Origin of the sequence: Saccharibacter sp. 17.LH.SD, from assembly GCF_009834805.1 — a bacterium.
In the GTDB taxonomy this organism is placed as follows: Bacteria; Pseudomonadota; Alphaproteobacteria; order Acetobacterales; family Acetobacteraceae; genus Saccharibacter.
On record NZ_WVHO01000001.1, the window covers coordinates 74,297 to 88,388 of the forward strand.

A 14,092-nucleotide genomic window follows, 5' to 3' on the forward strand; every position below is an offset into this window, starting at 1 on the left:
ATGGTTGATTATGCATCGGTAGAAGCGGTTTTATCTCATGTCGATAAGACGCTGGACAAAGCTCAGGAACGGCTTTTCACTTTGTTGCGTATTCCCAGTATCTCGACACAAAGCCAGCACGCGGCGGATTGCCGTCGGGCTGCAGAATGGCTGCGGGATGACCTAAAATCTTGTGCTATGATAGCGGAGGTGCGGGATGTGCGCTGGGCTAAGCCTGGGAATCCGATGGTGGTTGCCCATAGTACGAACCATCGTGATGGGAAGCCCCATGTGCTGTTCTACGGGCATTATGATGTGCAACCGACCGACCCCGAGCATGAATGGAAGACAGCCCCATTTGATCCTCAAATGGCTGAGGATGCGTCAGGGCGCAAAGTGATCATCGCGCGTGGGGCGAGTGATGATAAAGGCCAGGTCATGACATTTCTTGAGGCGTGCCGTGCCTGGAAAGAGGTGCATGGGGAATTGCCCGTCAAAGTTAGTGTATTGCTTGAAGGGGAAGAAGAGTCTGGAGGCGAAAATCTTCTGCCGTTTCTAAAAGAAAATGCAGAAGAACTTAAAGCCGACGTCGCGTTGATTTGCGATACAACGATGGCGGATCGACGGACACCGGCGATTACAACATCACTACGCGGGACGGTTGCAGAAGAGGTGATCCTTTCTGCTGCAACGCATGACCTTCATTCTGGAATGTATGGAAACGCTGCAGCTAATCCTATTGCTCTTTTATGCCAAGCCCTTGCAACTCTGCGAGATCGTGATGGAAGGGTAACGTTGCCAGGTTTTTATGAGGGCGTAACAGTTCCTGATGATGCTACGCGTGCGCAATGGCGGCGTTTGTTCCCAAGTGATGAAATTTTTCTCGAAGGGACGGGGCTTTCAATCGCAGCGGGAGAAAAAGGCTTTAGTGCGGTTGAGCAAACCTGGTGCCGGCCAAGCTGTGAAATAAATGGTATTTCAGGCGGTTATGAGGATGAAGGGTTTAAAACTGTCTTACCAGCAACAGCACGGGCGAAGGTTTCCTTCCGTCTTGTGCCGGGACAAAATCCTGACCGTATTCAGGAAGCATTTCGCCAGCATATTCGCCAAGCGTTACCCAAGGATGTAAAAGCGGAGTTTATTTCGCATGGGCGTTCAGAAGGTTTTGCGGTTGCGAAAAGCAGCCAGTTCTTGCCTGCAACGCTGAAGGCCTTAAGTGAAGAATGGAGTAACGAAGCGGTGACGGTTGGCTCAGGTGGGTCTATCCCTGTTGCCGGAGAGGTCAGAGAAGCATTGAGCATGGATGCCTTGATGGTCGGGTTTGCTCAGGCAGATGACCGTATCCACTCGCCTAATGAGCGTTATGGGCTTGATTCCTTTCATAAAGGCATACGTTCTTGGGTGCGTATCTTAGCCGCTTTATCGGAAAAATAAGGGATGAAAGGGGAGCGTATGAGCCGTCCATTGGCGTTGACAATGGGAGATCCTGCGGGGATTGGTCCGGAATTAACGGTTAAGGCGTGGAAGCGCTTGCGACATCAAGGCACACCGTTTTTCTGGATTGGGGATGCTTCCCTTGTGGAAGGTGCGCTTCCTCTTCAGAAAATCTCTTCAGTGGAAGAGGTGCCGGCTCTTTTCCCCTCCGTTTTGCCCATCATGCATGTGCCTTGTGCAGAGCCTGTTACTCCAGGGCAGCCAGATAGCCGCAATGCTGGAGCTGTGATCAAAAGCATTGAACGCGCCGTTTCTTTAACACAAAGAGGCGAGGCGGGTGGGGTTGTGACAAACCCGATTGCGAAGCATGTGCTTGCGGCCGCAGGCTTTCCACATCCAGGCCACACAGAGTTTTTGGCTGAGCTGTGTGGTGTAACAGGGCAAGAAGTGATGATGCTGGCTTGCCCTGAATTAAAGGTGGTGTTGACCAGCATTCATGTTTCGTTAAGGCGGGCGATCGACCAACTGTCAGAAGAACGCATTATTGAGGTGACAACGCTGGCGCATCGCGCTTTGCAGCGTGATTTCGGCAGTAAAAAGCCGCGCCTTGCGATTGCAGGGTTAAACCCTCATGCGGGGGAAAATGGGATGATGGGGGAAGAAGAGCGCACCATCATCAAACCTGCCGTTGCTAAATTACAGGATGCAGGCTTTCACGTTACGGGCCCTATGCCGCCTGATACGATGTTTAGTGCGGCAGCACGCCCTCACTATGATGCCGCGATTTGTTTATATCATGATCAAGGGTTGATCCCGCTCAAGACGTTAGACATGGCAGGTGGGGTAAACGTGACTTTAGGGTTGCCTATCATCCGCACATCGCCTGATCATGGAACGGCCTTTGATATTGCGTGTGGAGTCTCGCAAGAGGGACGTGCAGACGCGTCTAGTTTAGTCGCCGCTCTTGCTATGGCTGAAGAAATGAGCCGACAGCGCACCGAATGGGATAGGAAAGGGGAACGTTATGATCCGCCTAGGGCTTAATGTTGATCATGTAGCGACGTTGAGGAATGCACGGGGTGAGTCGTATCCTGATCCAGTGGCCGCGGCACGTCTCGCTTTAGAGCATGGTGCTGACGGGATTACAGCGCATTTGCGTGAGGACCGCCGCCATATTCGTGATGAGGACGTCGAGCGGCTGCGCGCTCTTCCCGCGCCATTGAATTTTGAAATGGCCGTGACCGATGAAATGGTCGAGATTGCCTGTCGTTTAAAGCCTCATGCTTGTTGTCTCGTGCCAGAACGCCGGCAGGAAGTGACAACAGAAGGAGGGTTGGATGTTGTTGGGCAAGAAGCCTCTCTTGCGCCACGGATCGCGCGTTTAAAGGAGGCAGGTATCCGCGTTTCTCTTTTTATTGATCCAGAAGAGGCCTCAATTGAGGCGGCTCATCGGTTAGGCGCTCCGGTGGTGGAGCTGCATACAGGGGCCTATGCCTCTGGTAGAAAAGGGGAGCTTGAGCGCTTACAGCGGGCTGCTCAGTGCGTCAACAAACATGGCATTGAGCTGCATGCAGGACATGGCTTAACCTATGAGAATGTCGCGCCTGTAACGGCTCTTCCTAACTTGGCGGAGCTCAATATCGGTCATTTCCTCATTGCAGAGGCTGTTTTTGTCGGATTAGGCGCTAGCGTCCGCCGTATGAAAGAGCTGCTGTCGACCTAGGATGGTTCGTCATGTGGGATTTTCCCCTCTTTAGATGATGAGGGGATGGCTCTTATTTTTTATTGGCAGGTGGTGGTTCCGTTTTTTGAATAACGGGTTTGTTGATATCTGTAAATTGAGGGATGTACTGCCCGGATTCAGTCGAGTAAGTGGCATCGGCACTTTGTGGTGGTGTCTTGGCTGAATGGAAGGCCGAAATTGGCCCGAATGGGAATATCCCTGGAGCTCTATGCATCGTTGATTCACGTTGCCGTGCGCATCCACGCGTGATGAGTGAGCAAATACCATCAACGCCAATATATTCGTCATTATCGCCAGAATAATGAATTTCGGCGATACGGTCATGATTAATCCGCAAGAACATATGGCAGTTTGAGCCAGGGCCACCAACAAATGATTGATACATTTTGACAACACTTCCCACAGGGAAGAATCCATTATCCTGCATGGCCGGCACGCTGCGCGTTACGTCATACTGCCAGATGGAGGTCGAATCATTGAGCTTTTGAGTCTTGTTCGGCATACCTGCGCATGCTTGGAGGTCATAGGTTGTCATACCGACCATCTCGAACTGAGCACGGTGCGCCTCGCGAGCGTCCCAATAACCGCATCCCCCTAGAGCAACAGGTGTTGCGAGTACAAGGGTTCTAAGCAGAGTAAGGGGCTTCATTCTCTCTCCACATGGCAGGGGATTAGTGGCGGCGTAGCGGCAAAGTAAAAACGCTAAATATTTTAAGTGAGTAATTTCGCTCCTCTATCACGCTTATGTCTCTTTGTGGAGAGATGACTTTCAGTTTTGTGCTCAATAAGCTATCAAGGGCGGGTCTGATTGACTGTGAAATGTTAAGGAGAGTGACTATATGGCTGATATTTCTGCAGCTGAAATTCCCCGTTTGCAACAAACGCTTCAACGTCTTTTAGGGTCCCCTAAACTGACGGTAGTTCCGCCAGCGCGCAAAGGTATGAGTGTTGAGATTGCTGTTGCAGGCGAAGTTATCGGAACGGTTTACCGTGATGAAGATGAAGGTGAAGTGTCCTATGCGGTCAATTTAACCGTTTTAGAAGAAGATCTTCCTCCAAAATGAGTGTTCTCTAATAATGCATTTTTCTGATGAAGAACTTGAGCGTTATTCGCGCCATATTTTACTTCCTCAGATTGGTGCTTTGGGGCAGGATCAGTTACGGCAAGCACGCATTCTGGTTATCGGTGCTGGCGGATTGGGAACTTCTTTACTCCAGCAACTTGCCTGTTCTGGGATAGGGCATATTGGCCTTATCGATCCCGACAGGGTGTCGCTTAGTAACCTTCAGCGGCAAGTTCTTTACCATACGGATGATGTGGGGCGTCTTAAAGTTGACGTCGCGCGGGAACGCCTGCAGCAGCTTAATTCTCATTGTGAGGTTTTGATCTGGCCTGTTCCTGTTCATGAAACGCTTCTGGGCGATATTCTCCCGCATTATGATATTGTGTGTGATGGTACGGATAATGCAGCCACGCGTATGTGCGTGTCGGATTCTTGTGTCGCTTTGAAGAAAACGCTTATTTCAGGGTCGGTGCAGGGGGTTTCAGGACAATTGGCTGTGTTTCGCCCTCATCACGGAGGCCCGTGCTATCGGTGCCTCTTTCCTGAGGCTTTGGAAACACCCTCACTCGGCTGTGCTCAGGCGGGAGTTTTAGGCCCTGCAGTTTCTGTTATGGCGGGATTCATGGCCATAAAGGTCGTGAAAGAATGTCTGCACTTAGTGGATGATCTCTCAGAAACACGTTTGATGCTGTGGGATGCGCTGACAATGGGGCAACGTTTTTATCCCGTTGCGCGGGACGCTGCGTGTCCTATGCATTCATCGTCATGATGGCGTCATCACCTCTGTTTCTGACATTAGCAGATGCTTCATGGCAGCGAGCTCATTATGGTTTTGTGCTGGCGACGAGTGCTTTGTCGTTAGGGCGGCCGACCCTTCTTTTTGCGGGAGGATATTCCGTGCATGTGTTTTCTCATACGATGCAAGGGCTCGAAGGTGCCTTAGCGACTGAAGAGCTTTTACGCAAAAATGTACCTTCGCTTCACGATTTGCGAGAAGCCTTCTTTGCCCTGGATGGGCGAGCGATTGCTTGTGAAACAGGGATGAAAATGGCTGGCCTAACGCCACAAGAGCTTGTGGAGGGGGTAAGAAGCGGTGGGATGATCCGTTTTCTTACAGAAGTAGAGGATCATCCCATTCTCGCTTTATGAGTTTTAGAGCGGGGCGCAGGCCTTTTTCAGCCAATTTTGCACGTCAGGCTCGAGATGAGGCAGAAGCCGTTTTTCGACTTCTGTGTGATAATGGTTGAGCCAGGTGCGTTCATCATCCGTCAAAAGAGACGGTGTAATGAGGCGACGATCAATAGGTGTGTAGCTGAGGACTTCAAATTCTAAGAAAGGGCCGCGCGGGCTTTGCAAGGCACTTTCTTTGATCAGAAGAAGATTTTCAATCCGAATACCGTAATGGCCGGGTGCATAATAACCTGGTTCGTTCGAGACGATCATACCGGCTTGAAGGCCGGTGGGGCGCACGCCAGATGAGATGGATTGAGGTCCTTCATGCACGGAAAGATAGCTTCCAATACCGTGACCCGTCCCGTGGTCAAAGTCCAACCCTGCGTTCCATAATGAGGCACGAGCAAGGGTATCGAGCCGATAACCGGGGAGACCTTGGGGGAAACGCTGCAAAGAGAGGGTAATATTCCCTTTCAAAACGCGTGTAAAAGCCTCTTTTAACGCAGCAGGTGGTTCCGCCGGGCCAACCCATAGAGTGCGTGTTAGATCTGTCGTGCCAAAGGGATATTGTGCACCACTATCAACAAGATAAACGCTATTTTCGTCTAAAACACGATCTTGGCCGACTTGGGCGCGATAATGAGGGTAAGCGCCATTAGGGCCTGCGGCTGAAATGGTTTCAAAGCTGGGGCCACGATAGTCGGCGGATTGTGCCCGATAAGATTCAAGCTTTGCGGCAAGGTCTGTTTCATGCTTGCCAATGCCATTGGCCTCTATCCAAAAAAGAAAGCGTGCTAAGGCAAGGCTATCAAGCTCATGAGCGCGGCGGCTGCCTGCTTGCTCTGCAGTATTTTTAATGGCTTTTGGCAGGCTGCAAAGATCTGTTCCACTAATGACAGTTGCTTGGGCCTTTTCAAGTATCATACGGAACCATACAGGCGTCGAAGATGGGTCTAGTCGGATGGTTATGCCTTTAAAATTATGGAGATGTGACTCCAACTGTGCTGGCGGAACGAGCCTAATACCATCCTCTAATGGTGCCGTAAGACGGGTTTTATCAACGAAGAAATCAACCGTGCCATCAGCGTATAAAATGCCATAGCCATGCGCGATGGGCGTCATCGCGATGTCATGGCTTCGTATATTCAGCAGCCAGGCGAGGGAAGTGCAATCGGCGATGATCATCGCCTCTTCATGGTTGTCGCGTAATTGTTGTGCGAGCCGTGTGCGCTTCTCAAGGCTGGTTTCGCCAGCATAGGAAAGGGGATGAGGGGAAATAGGTTCTGCAGGGGATGCTGGGCGGTCTGTCCAGGCCGGGTCTACAGGGTTTTCAGTGACAGGAACGAGAGTAACGCCATTGGCTTTCCATGAAGTGAGCTCATAGTCGCTGATGAGATGTGGATCATACCCAACACGGAGCCCTTGAGCATGTTTCTTCAGCCAGTCACGGGGAGGAGAATGGAGAATATGCTGGCGTTCCCAGATGTCGTGAGAAACTTGTTCTTCCAGCTGTACGGTGTAGCGACCATCCGAGAAGACACATCCTGTGTCACGTAATAAAATGGCCAACCCTGCACTGCCCGTAAAACCGCTAATCCATGCGAGGCGCTCAGCATTAGGGGCAACATATTCCCCCAAATATTGATCCCCCCGTGTGACGATTATCCCATCGATGGAAAGGTCAGAAAACAATGCCCGAACACGTGCAGGGCGCTCTTGAAGAGGAATGGTTGAAAGAGAAGTCATTGTAAAACCATGTCGTTAAAATGCGGATTGTCAGGCTGAAAACGGTTTACGGAGAACAAGCGTACTCCAAGCTCCTTCTTTGAGCTGACGCTCTAGCACCAGTCCTTGGCGTTGATGAGCGACTAAGACCATGCGGGCTTGGCTGTTCAAAAGCCCAGCCAGAATAGCCGTTCCGCCAGGAGCAAGAGCTGTGGCTAAGGAAGAAGCCATACGGCAAAGGGGGCGGGCCAAAATATTGGCAAAGACGAGGTCATAAGGGGCATGACGACGCACGGCTTCTGTGTGCCATCCATTCCCAAAGCGGCAATCCAGAAGCGGGCCTATTTTGTTAAGCTTGGCGTTCGAGGCGGCAACACGTACAGACCACGGCTCAATATCGACTGCCAGAACGGGGCGGTGTAGCAGTCGTGCAGCCGCCATGGCGAGAATACCCGAGCCACACCCCATATCAAGAATACGGCGTGGGCGGCGATGGGCCATCAATTCCAGTGCTCTGAGACAGCCACGTGTTGACCCATGCTCGCCTGATCCAAAGGCAATGCCAGCATCCAGCGTGATATTGAGGCGGTTAGAGTGAGGTTTCTCTTTTAAATGAGTGCCGCGAATACAGAAGCGCCGTCCGACATTTTGGGGTGGAAAGGCCTCTTGTGTGCGGGCCAACCATCCTTCAGCTTCTGTTTTGCGGCGTGTCAATTCAGCCTCGACGCCTGTAATGGCGCGGGCAACCGTTAAAGCGGATTCCAGAACGTCATCATGACGGCCACATTCTTTGACGCCTTCAAGACGCCAATATTTTTGTTCGTCATCTTCCTCAAACATACCGACTGTTTCACAAGCGGTCATAAAGGCTTGTTCGAAGAGGGGGACAAAAGCCTCCTCGACAATGATTGTCAGCGTTTCGAGGGACCGGGCATGACGAGAGCCAATATGGCTTGGGGCGATGGAGCTTTGGGTGGCTTTCACGAAACAACCTCCACAAAATTGGCCATAATGGTTTTCATGCCGGCTTCCTCAAAATTAACAGTAAGACGTTCGCCGTCCGCTTTTAGAACAACACCTTCTCCAAAGCGACTATGCTTTACCGTTGCTCCAAGAGGGACAATTATCTGTTTTTTCACAGATAATGGACGAGAGAAAGAGGTGGTTGATGCGGGGGATGATTGGGAACGACGCCAAAAGCTTTTGCCGAAGGCAGCGTTCTGTTTTCTGGTGGGCTCACTGACATGAACATGTTCGTCAGGGAGTTCATCAATAAAACGGCTTGGGATGGAATCTTGCCAATTAGCGTAGATGCGCCGGCTTGTTGCATGGAGAATGAAGGCACGTTCACGCGCACGGGTGAGGCCGACATACGCAAGTCGGCGTTCCTCCTCAAGGGCCGCTTGCCCGCCTTCATCAAGAGAGCGCTGTGAGGGGAAAAGACCTTCTTCCCACCCTGGGAGAAAAACCGTTTTAAATTCGAGCCCCTTAGCGGCATGTAAGGTCATAAGGCTCACGCGATTAGTGTCATTTTGCAGCTGGTCAGAATCCATCACCAAGGCAATATGTTCTAAGAACTCTTCAAGAGTAGCAAATTCACCAATAGCGCGGAGCATTTCGCGAAGGTTATCAAGACGACCTGCTGCTTCGACGGATCGTTGATCTTCACGCCACATGGTCAAATAACCGCTTTCTTCGAGAAGTTGTTCAACGGCAACGACGTGCCCTTGCTTAGCAAGCGTTTCACGAGCGCGGTCAAAGCATGCCATAAATTCTGAAAGGGTTGCGGCCGCTTTTCCTTTGATCATCCCTTGAGCGAGTTGTTCTTGCAAAGTAGCTTGGAGAGGGAGTTGGCGATCGCGGGCATTTTGCCGTAATTTCGAGAGCGCGATATTCCCCACGCCGCGTTTGGGCACGTTAATGATACGCTCAAAGGCGAGATCATCCGCCGGGTGGGCAAGGGCACGCATATAGGCGGTGCCATCGCGGATTTCAGCACGTTCATAGAAGCGCATCCCGCCGATCACCTGATAGGGGATACCAGAGCGCATGAGGGATTCTTCGAAGGGGCGTGTCTGGAAACCGGCGCGGATGAGGATCGCCATGTCACCATATGACTGATTTTTTCCATGAAGAGAGCGAATGGTTTCGGCCACAACGCGCGCTTCATCATCGGAATCTGGGGTATTGATGACGCTAATGCGTTCCCCTTCCTCACCTTCGAGCCCTGGGCGTAGAGTTTTCCCCATACGGCCTTCATTATGGGCGATCACTCCCGAAGCGGCGCTGAGGATGCGGGGTGTAGAACGGTAATTTCTTTCCAAGCGAATAACTTTTGCGCCTGGGAAATCTTTCTCAAAGCGTAGAATATTCGCAATTTCTGCGCCTCGCCATGAGTAAATTGACTGGTCATCATCGCCGACACATGCAATGTTGGCAGGCTGTTGTGTGTCGCGTTTTGCGAGAAGGCGCAGCCACAAATATTGGATTGTATTCGTATCCTGATACTCATCGACGAGGATATAGCGAAAACGCCGATGATATTGGGTAAGCACTTCAGGATAACGGCGGAAGATTGTGACCATATGGAGCATAAGGTCACCAAAATCGCAGGCACTGAGTTCTTTGAGGCGTGTCTGATAAAGGGCGTAGAAATGACGTGCACGCCCGTTCATAAAATCGACATCATGTGCGGCTGTAATATCTTCAGGAAGAAGAGCACGATCTTTCCACAGCTGGATGTGGTGAAGCAACTGAGGTGGGGGGGCACTTTTAAGGTCAATCTTCTCAGCAACCATAATTTGCTTGAGAAGACGCAGTTGGTCATCAGCATCCAGAATGGTGAATTGGCGGTCCAACCCAAGGCGGGGAGCATGCTGGCGGAGCATGCGTGCGCAGAGGGAGTGGAACGTGCCGAGCCACAATCCTTCAACAGGTTTTTCTAAAATGGCGCTGACACGCTCGCGCATTTCTCGCGCGGCTTTATTCGTAAAGGTTACGGCGAGTATCTGCTCGGGCCAAGCAAGGCCTTCTAACAAAATATGGGCAAAGCGCGTGGTGAGAACGCGTGTTTTGCCTGTGCCGGCACCAGCGAGGATCAAGAGAGGGCCTTCTGTCGTTTCAACAGCAAGGCGCTGCTCCTCATTGAGGCCAGCGAGATGGTCGTGAGCAGGGGTAGACGGGCGAGGGGAAAGAAGATCATCAGACACCCCTCTGGTATAATGCGCTCTGTTTCTTATGGCTAGGAGAAGATCTGGTGAGTTCGTCGCCAAAGTCACATTTTTCAGGACACCGTCAACGGATGCGCCAGCGTGTTATGGAGCATGGTGCTGAAACTTTGGCGGATTATGAGCTTTTGGAGATGCTTCTATTTTACGCTATTCCGCGGCGTGATACGAAGCCGCTTGCGAAGGATTTGCTCAAGACATTTGGGTCCTTAACGGCTTTATTGCAGGCCCCGCGTGAGGCGTTAAAAGAAGTAGGGTTGAGTGATCAAACGGTGGATGTGCTGCGCCTCCCTTTTTTAGCGGCTTATTCGTTTCTTTTGGAAACGCCACAGAATGTCTCCATCCGTTTGAAAGATATGGACGCGTTAAAGACGTATGTAGAACGTTACTCTATGACGCCGCCTCATCATGAGATCCATATTCTCTATCTTGATGGACGCAATCATCTTTTGAAAGATGAGTGTTTATCGGGCCATCCTCTTTCATCGCCGGATCGGCACCAGCATATTGCATCTCGGGCGTTAGAATATCATGCAACGGCTTTGCTGGTGGTTCATGTCGCGCCAGATTATTCGGCTGTGGTTCTTGCACAAGGTGCGCGTAGCCTCTCTTTGGCTTTGATGCCACTTTCCATTGTTTTGCATGATACCATACTCTGTGGGCATGGATGGATGTCTAGTTTGAAGCAGGAAGGGTTATTGTGATCAATTTAGATAACCATCCATCTCAAAAAAGGTGGACCCCCTGGCTTGATGAAAAAGAGGCTCTCGAGCGTGAGCCACTATTTTCTTTTCTTGTCTCTGTGTCGGTGCGTGGGGAAGAGGACCGCCAGTATGTGAGAGAGTATCTGATAGATCATTTTGGCTCATTGGCAGAGCTTTTGAGTTTATCTCAGAGTGATAGGCATTCTTTCCCGTATAAAGAGCCATCTTTCTTAGTTCTTATCCAGATTTTGAAGGAACTGGCTTTACGGTACAATCGCGAGTGCTTGCCCGGGATAGATCTCTTGGAAAATGAGCAAGATCTTCTCGACTATTTGGTGGTGCAAATGGCACGAGAGCCAGTTGAACAATTTCGTGTTTTATTTTTGGATCAGAAGAACCAACTGATTTTGGACGAACTACAGGCTAAAGGGACGGTGAACCATACGCCAGTTTATCCACGAGAAATTGTTAAACGGTGTTTGGAGCTCAAGGCGGCGTCGATCATTATGGTGCATAATCATCCCAGCGGGCATGAAAATCCCTCTGAGGATGATATTGTCATGACACAACATGTCCAGCTTGCGCTGAATTTGTTCAGGATCCGTGTCGCGGACCATTACATCATCACGCGCTCAGCCCAAGTGAGTTTTCGTCGGCTTGGGCTGTTGTCCTAAAAGCGGTTTAGGTGGCGCTGTGATGCGATCAGGTGGGGCGGAAGTTGGCCAAGGCTTGCTCGCCGGGCAGTCCTCCGCGAGGGAAGAGGCGGTTGACATGCCCCATTTTACGCCCTGGGCGTGCCTCGGCCTTTCCATAAAGATGAATGGCACAATTTTCTTCGGCAAAAAGTTCAGGCAGAAGGGCGATGTCGTCTGGGCCAATCAGATTATGCATAAAAGCGTCTGAATGACGGCGAGGTTCCGGCAGAGGAAGTCCTGCTACAGCGCGAATATGCATCTCAAATTGATCAATAACGCACGCATCCATCGTCCAATGGCCAGAATTATGAGGTCGAGGAGCGATTTCGTTGATTAAGAGATCACCATGATGATCTTGGAAAAATTCTACCCCTAAAATACCGATAAGCCCGATCTTCTTTGCCAAATGGATTGCCATCTGTTGGGCTTTTTCTGCGAGCCCAGGCATAATAGGCGCAGGCACCATTGAAACTCTTAGAATGCCATCACGATGTCTGTTTTCACTGGGATCAAACGCCCGGACAGCCCCTTGTGGGGTGCGGGCGACCATGACGCTTAATTCACGGGCAAAATCAATCTGACGTTCCACAATAAGAGGGTAGGGAAGGTCTTGAGCGCGTTGGCTTAGCTGCTGGAAAGCCTCTTCATGAGGGATTCGAAACTGTCCCTTTCCATCATAACCAAAACGCGTTGTTTTTAGAATAAGAGGGAAACCGAACGACTGTAATGTAGGAAAGTCATCGGCAGAGTGCAGTGTTGTCCAAGGAGCAACCGCTAATCCCATACGCTCGAGTGCTGTTTTTTCAGCAACTCTGTCTTGGCTGATTTCTAAAATGGATCCTGCGGGGTATACGGGGCAAAACTCGGCCAGTTTTTTTAGACCGTCAGCGCTAATATTTTCAAATTCAAAGGTAATGACATCACAATCACGCGCAAAGGCTTCGAGAATGTGAGGGTCATCATACGCACCGACGGTAACGGAAGCCGCGGTATCCGCTGCTGGAGCTGGAGAGGCAGCGCTGAGAATATGGACACGGTACCCCAACTGTGCAGCCGCCACGGCGGACATGCGCCCGAGCTGCCCACCGCCAATGATTCCTATGGTTGAGCCAGGAGCAAGGGTCTGCGTCATGATACGGGGGTTTCTCCAACCTGTCGTGTTTGCTCAGCACGGAATGAGGCGAGGCGTGTGGCGAGTTCTTTATTTGAGAGCGCAAGAACAGACGCTGCAAGGAGGGCTGCATTGACCGCTCCAGCCCGTCCAATCGCTAAGGTTCCTACAGGCACACCTGCGGGCATCTGGACGATGGAGAGCAAGCTGTCTTGTCCCTTTAGGGTGCGGCTTTCAACAGGGACGCCAAAGACAGGTAGCGTTGTCCATGCGGCACACATTCCCGGGAGATGGGCAGCACCGCCTGCTCCAGCGATAATAACATGTAAGCCACGTTCTTGAGCTGTTTTCGCATAGGTCGCGAGCCGATCAGGCGTGCGATGTGCTGAAACGATGCAGGCTTCATATGCAATGCCCAGCTTGTCCAGCTGTTCACAGCTATGGCGCATCGTTTCCCAGTCAGACTGGCTACCCATAATCACGCCGACAGTGGGAGCAGGTGATGATGTCATAATGAGGGCATCCTCTTAACTTAACGCTCGAAAAAAGTGTCCTGAGATGGATTAAAAGAAGCCTCAGCTGGGGTTTCTTCAGGGATTGAATGGCCTTCCCGGACAAGGCGCTCATTAGCGGCTTGGACAGCGGCGTTCAGATCCGTTTGCGTGCAGAGGCCCAAAATGACAGGGTCACGGGGTTTAATATTGCTGCTATTCCAGTGCTGGCGATCACGAATTTTCGCAATAGTGTCCTTCGTTGTTCCCAAAAGACGGACGATTTGCGTATCCGACAATTGAGGGAATTGGCGGAGGACAAAAGCAATAGCGTCTGGACGGTCATGACGCTTCGCAACTGGTGTGTAACGAGCTCCCTTAGCGCGGCGTGTAACGGGGTTGGACGTAGGAATGAGCTTTAATCGTGCGTTAGGGTCAGCCTCGCAGCGTTTTATTTCATTCTCAGTCAGCTGATTGTTCTTAACGGGGTCATAACCATTAATCCCAGCGCTTACCTCACCATCGGCAATGGCCTGAATTTCAAGCGGATGCATACCGCAAAATTCAGCGATTTGGGTAAAGGTAAGGGCGGTTTTGTCGATCAGCCAGACAGCAGTAGCCTTGGGCATCAAAGGCAGGGTCATGACGGCTCATTCCTTCATAGCGGTACGAACGGGGCCGGCAGAGCGCAGGCACCAAGGGCTACTCTGAAAGAACGACCTCCCTGTCACAAATGGCCAGGGTG

Annotated in this window: 15 protein-coding genes; 8 read left to right on the forward strand and 7 right to left on the reverse strand. The window is 51.2% G+C overall.

The features are described from left to right. From GS501_RS00415 to GS501_RS00425, 3 genes are read left to right on the forward strand one after another with little or no spacing between them, the layout of a single operon-like run. A complete protein-coding gene (locus GS501_RS00415; protein ID WP_160829927.1) occupies nucleotides 1-1,413 on the forward strand; it encodes a M20/M25/M40 family metallo-hydrolase in 1,413 nt (470 codons plus the stop codon). A gap of 18 nt (nucleotides 1,414-1,431) precedes the next feature. Next, a complete protein-coding gene (gene pdxA, locus GS501_RS00420) occupies nucleotides 1,432-2,457 on the forward strand; it encodes a 4-hydroxythreonine-4-phosphate dehydrogenase PdxA (protein ID WP_160829928.1) in 1,026 nt (341 codons plus the stop codon). After that, nucleotides 2,438-3,136 (forward strand): pyridoxine 5'-phosphate synthase, encoded by a 699-nt coding sequence (locus GS501_RS00425; protein WP_160829929.1) that lies wholly within the window; start codon nucleotides 2,438-2,440, stop codon nucleotides 3,134-3,136. The genes pdxA and GS501_RS00425 overlap by 20 nt, the downstream gene beginning before the upstream one ends. Before the next feature lie 52 nt (nucleotides 3,137-3,188). Here the strand turns inward: GS501_RS00425 and GS501_RS00430 are convergent, their stop codons facing one another. Next, nucleotides 3,189-3,806, reverse strand: coding sequence for a hypothetical protein (locus GS501_RS00430; protein ID WP_160829930.1), 618 nt, complete (start codon nucleotides 3,804-3,806; stop codon nucleotides 3,189-3,191). A 190-nt stretch (nucleotides 3,807-3,996) separates the two neighbouring features. Between GS501_RS00430 and GS501_RS00435 the strand changes: the two genes are divergently transcribed. Genes GS501_RS00435 through GS501_RS00445 form a run of 3 tightly spaced genes read left to right on the forward strand, consistent with a single transcriptional unit; the run spans nucleotide 3,997 to nucleotide 5,370 of the window. Beyond that, the gene (locus GS501_RS00435) at nucleotides 3,997-4,221 is read left to right on the forward strand and encodes a DUF3126 family protein (RefSeq protein WP_160829931.1); all 225 of its coding nucleotides are present in this window, start codon (nucleotides 3,997-3,999) and stop codon (nucleotides 4,219-4,221) included. Between the two features lie 13 nt (nucleotides 4,222-4,234). Beyond that, nucleotides 4,235-4,990, forward strand: coding sequence for a HesA/MoeB/ThiF family protein (locus tag GS501_RS00440; protein ID WP_160829932.1), 756 nt, complete (start codon nucleotides 4,235-4,237; stop codon nucleotides 4,988-4,990). After that, nucleotides 4,966-5,370, forward strand: coding sequence for a DsrE/DsrF/DrsH-like family protein (locus GS501_RS00445; protein ID WP_370517887.1), 405 nt, complete (start codon nucleotides 4,966-4,968; stop codon nucleotides 5,368-5,370). The genes GS501_RS00440 and GS501_RS00445 overlap by 25 nt, the downstream gene beginning before the upstream one ends. A 3-nt stretch (nucleotides 5,371-5,373) precedes the next feature. Here the strand turns inward: GS501_RS00445 and GS501_RS00450 are convergent, their stop codons facing one another. The 3 genes from GS501_RS00450 to GS501_RS00460 are packed head-to-tail and all read right to left on the reverse strand — an operon-like array spanning nucleotide 5,374 to nucleotide 10,328. Then, the gene (locus tag GS501_RS00450) at nucleotides 5,374-7,140 is read right to left on the reverse strand and encodes an aminopeptidase P family protein (RefSeq protein WP_160829933.1); all 1,767 of its coding nucleotides are present in this window, start codon (nucleotides 7,138-7,140) and stop codon (nucleotides 5,374-5,376) included. Nucleotides 7,141-7,170: 30 nt separating this feature from the next. After that, the gene (locus GS501_RS00455; RefSeq protein WP_160829973.1) at nucleotides 7,171-8,082 is read right to left on the reverse strand and encodes a 50S ribosomal protein L11 methyltransferase; all 912 of its coding nucleotides are present in this window, start codon (nucleotides 8,080-8,082) and stop codon (nucleotides 7,171-7,173) included. A 17-nt stretch (nucleotides 8,083-8,099) separates the two neighbouring features. After that, nucleotides 8,100-10,328, reverse strand: a complete 2,229-nt coding sequence (locus GS501_RS00460) for a UvrD-helicase domain-containing protein (RefSeq protein ID WP_160829934.1) — start codon at nucleotides 10,326-10,328, stop codon at nucleotides 8,100-8,102. Between the two features lie 47 nt (nucleotides 10,329-10,375). Here GS501_RS00460 and GS501_RS00465 point away from each other — a divergent pair, with 47 nt between their 5' ends. Both GS501_RS00465 and GS501_RS00470 read left to right on the forward strand, forming a co-directional pair. Further along, nucleotides 10,376-11,050 (forward strand): JAB domain-containing protein, encoded by a 675-nt coding sequence (locus GS501_RS00465; RefSeq protein WP_370517888.1) that lies wholly within the window; start codon nucleotides 10,376-10,378, stop codon nucleotides 11,048-11,050. Continuing rightward, nucleotides 11,047-11,724: a RadC family protein gene (locus GS501_RS00470; RefSeq protein WP_160829935.1), complete on the forward strand. Its 678-nt coding sequence runs from the start codon at nucleotides 11,047-11,049 to the stop codon at nucleotides 11,722-11,724. The genes GS501_RS00465 and GS501_RS00470 overlap by 4 nt, the downstream gene beginning before the upstream one ends. Before the next feature lie 28 nt (nucleotides 11,725-11,752). Here GS501_RS00470 and GS501_RS00475 read toward each other — a convergent pair whose 3' ends face one another. The 3 genes from GS501_RS00475 to GS501_RS00485 are packed head-to-tail and all read right to left on the reverse strand — an operon-like array spanning nucleotide 11,753 to nucleotide 13,991. After that, nucleotides 11,753-12,877: a 5-(carboxyamino)imidazole ribonucleotide synthase gene (locus tag GS501_RS00475; RefSeq protein ID WP_160829936.1), complete on the reverse strand. Its 1,125-nt coding sequence runs from the start codon at nucleotides 12,875-12,877 to the stop codon at nucleotides 11,753-11,755. Continuing rightward, entirely contained in the window at nucleotides 12,874-13,368 is a 495-nt protein-coding gene (gene purE / locus GS501_RS00480) for a 5-(carboxyamino)imidazole ribonucleotide mutase (RefSeq protein WP_160829937.1), read from the reverse strand. The genes GS501_RS00475 and purE overlap by 4 nt, the downstream gene beginning before the upstream one ends. Nucleotides 13,369-13,388: 20 nt before the next feature. Continuing rightward, on the reverse strand, nucleotides 13,389-13,991 hold the full coding sequence (locus GS501_RS00485; protein WP_160829938.1) for a DUF1013 domain-containing protein: 603 nt from the start codon (nucleotides 13,989-13,991) through the stop codon (nucleotides 13,389-13,391). Nucleotides 13,992-14,092 lie beyond the last annotated feature (101 nt).

Coding starts and splice junctions, on each gene's coding strand:
- GS501_RS00485 (WP_160829938.1), bottom strand. CDS start 13,991: ATGACCCTGCCTTTGATGCCCAAGGCTACTGCTGTCTGGCTGATCGAC.
- pdxA (WP_160829928.1), top strand. CDS start 1,432: ATGAGCCGTCCATTGGCGTTGACAATGGGAGATCCTGCGGGGATTGGT.
- GS501_RS00440 (WP_160829932.1), top strand. CDS start 4,235: ATGCATTTTTCTGATGAAGAACTTGAGCGTTATTCGCGCCATATTTTA.
- GS501_RS00430 (WP_160829930.1), bottom strand. CDS start 3,806: ATGAAGCCCCTTACTCTGCTTAGAACCCTTGTACTCGCAACACCTGTT.
- GS501_RS00475 (WP_160829936.1), bottom strand. CDS start 12,877: ATGACGCAGACCCTTGCTCCTGGCTCAACCATAGGAATCATTGGCGGT.
- purE (WP_160829937.1), bottom strand. CDS start 13,368: ATGACATCATCACCTGCTCCCACTGTCGGCGTGATTATGGGTAGCCAG.
- GS501_RS00415 (WP_160829927.1), top strand. CDS start 1: ATGGTTGATTATGCATCGGTAGAAGCGGTTTTATCTCATGTCGATAAG.
- GS501_RS00450 (WP_160829933.1), bottom strand. CDS start 7,140: ATGACTTCTCTTTCAACCATTCCTCTTCAAGAGCGCCCTGCACGTGTT.
- GS501_RS00425 (WP_160829929.1), top strand. CDS start 2,438: ATGATCCGCCTAGGGCTTAATGTTGATCATGTAGCGACGTTGAGGAAT.
- GS501_RS00435 (WP_160829931.1), top strand. CDS start 3,997: ATGGCTGATATTTCTGCAGCTGAAATTCCCCGTTTGCAACAAACGCTT.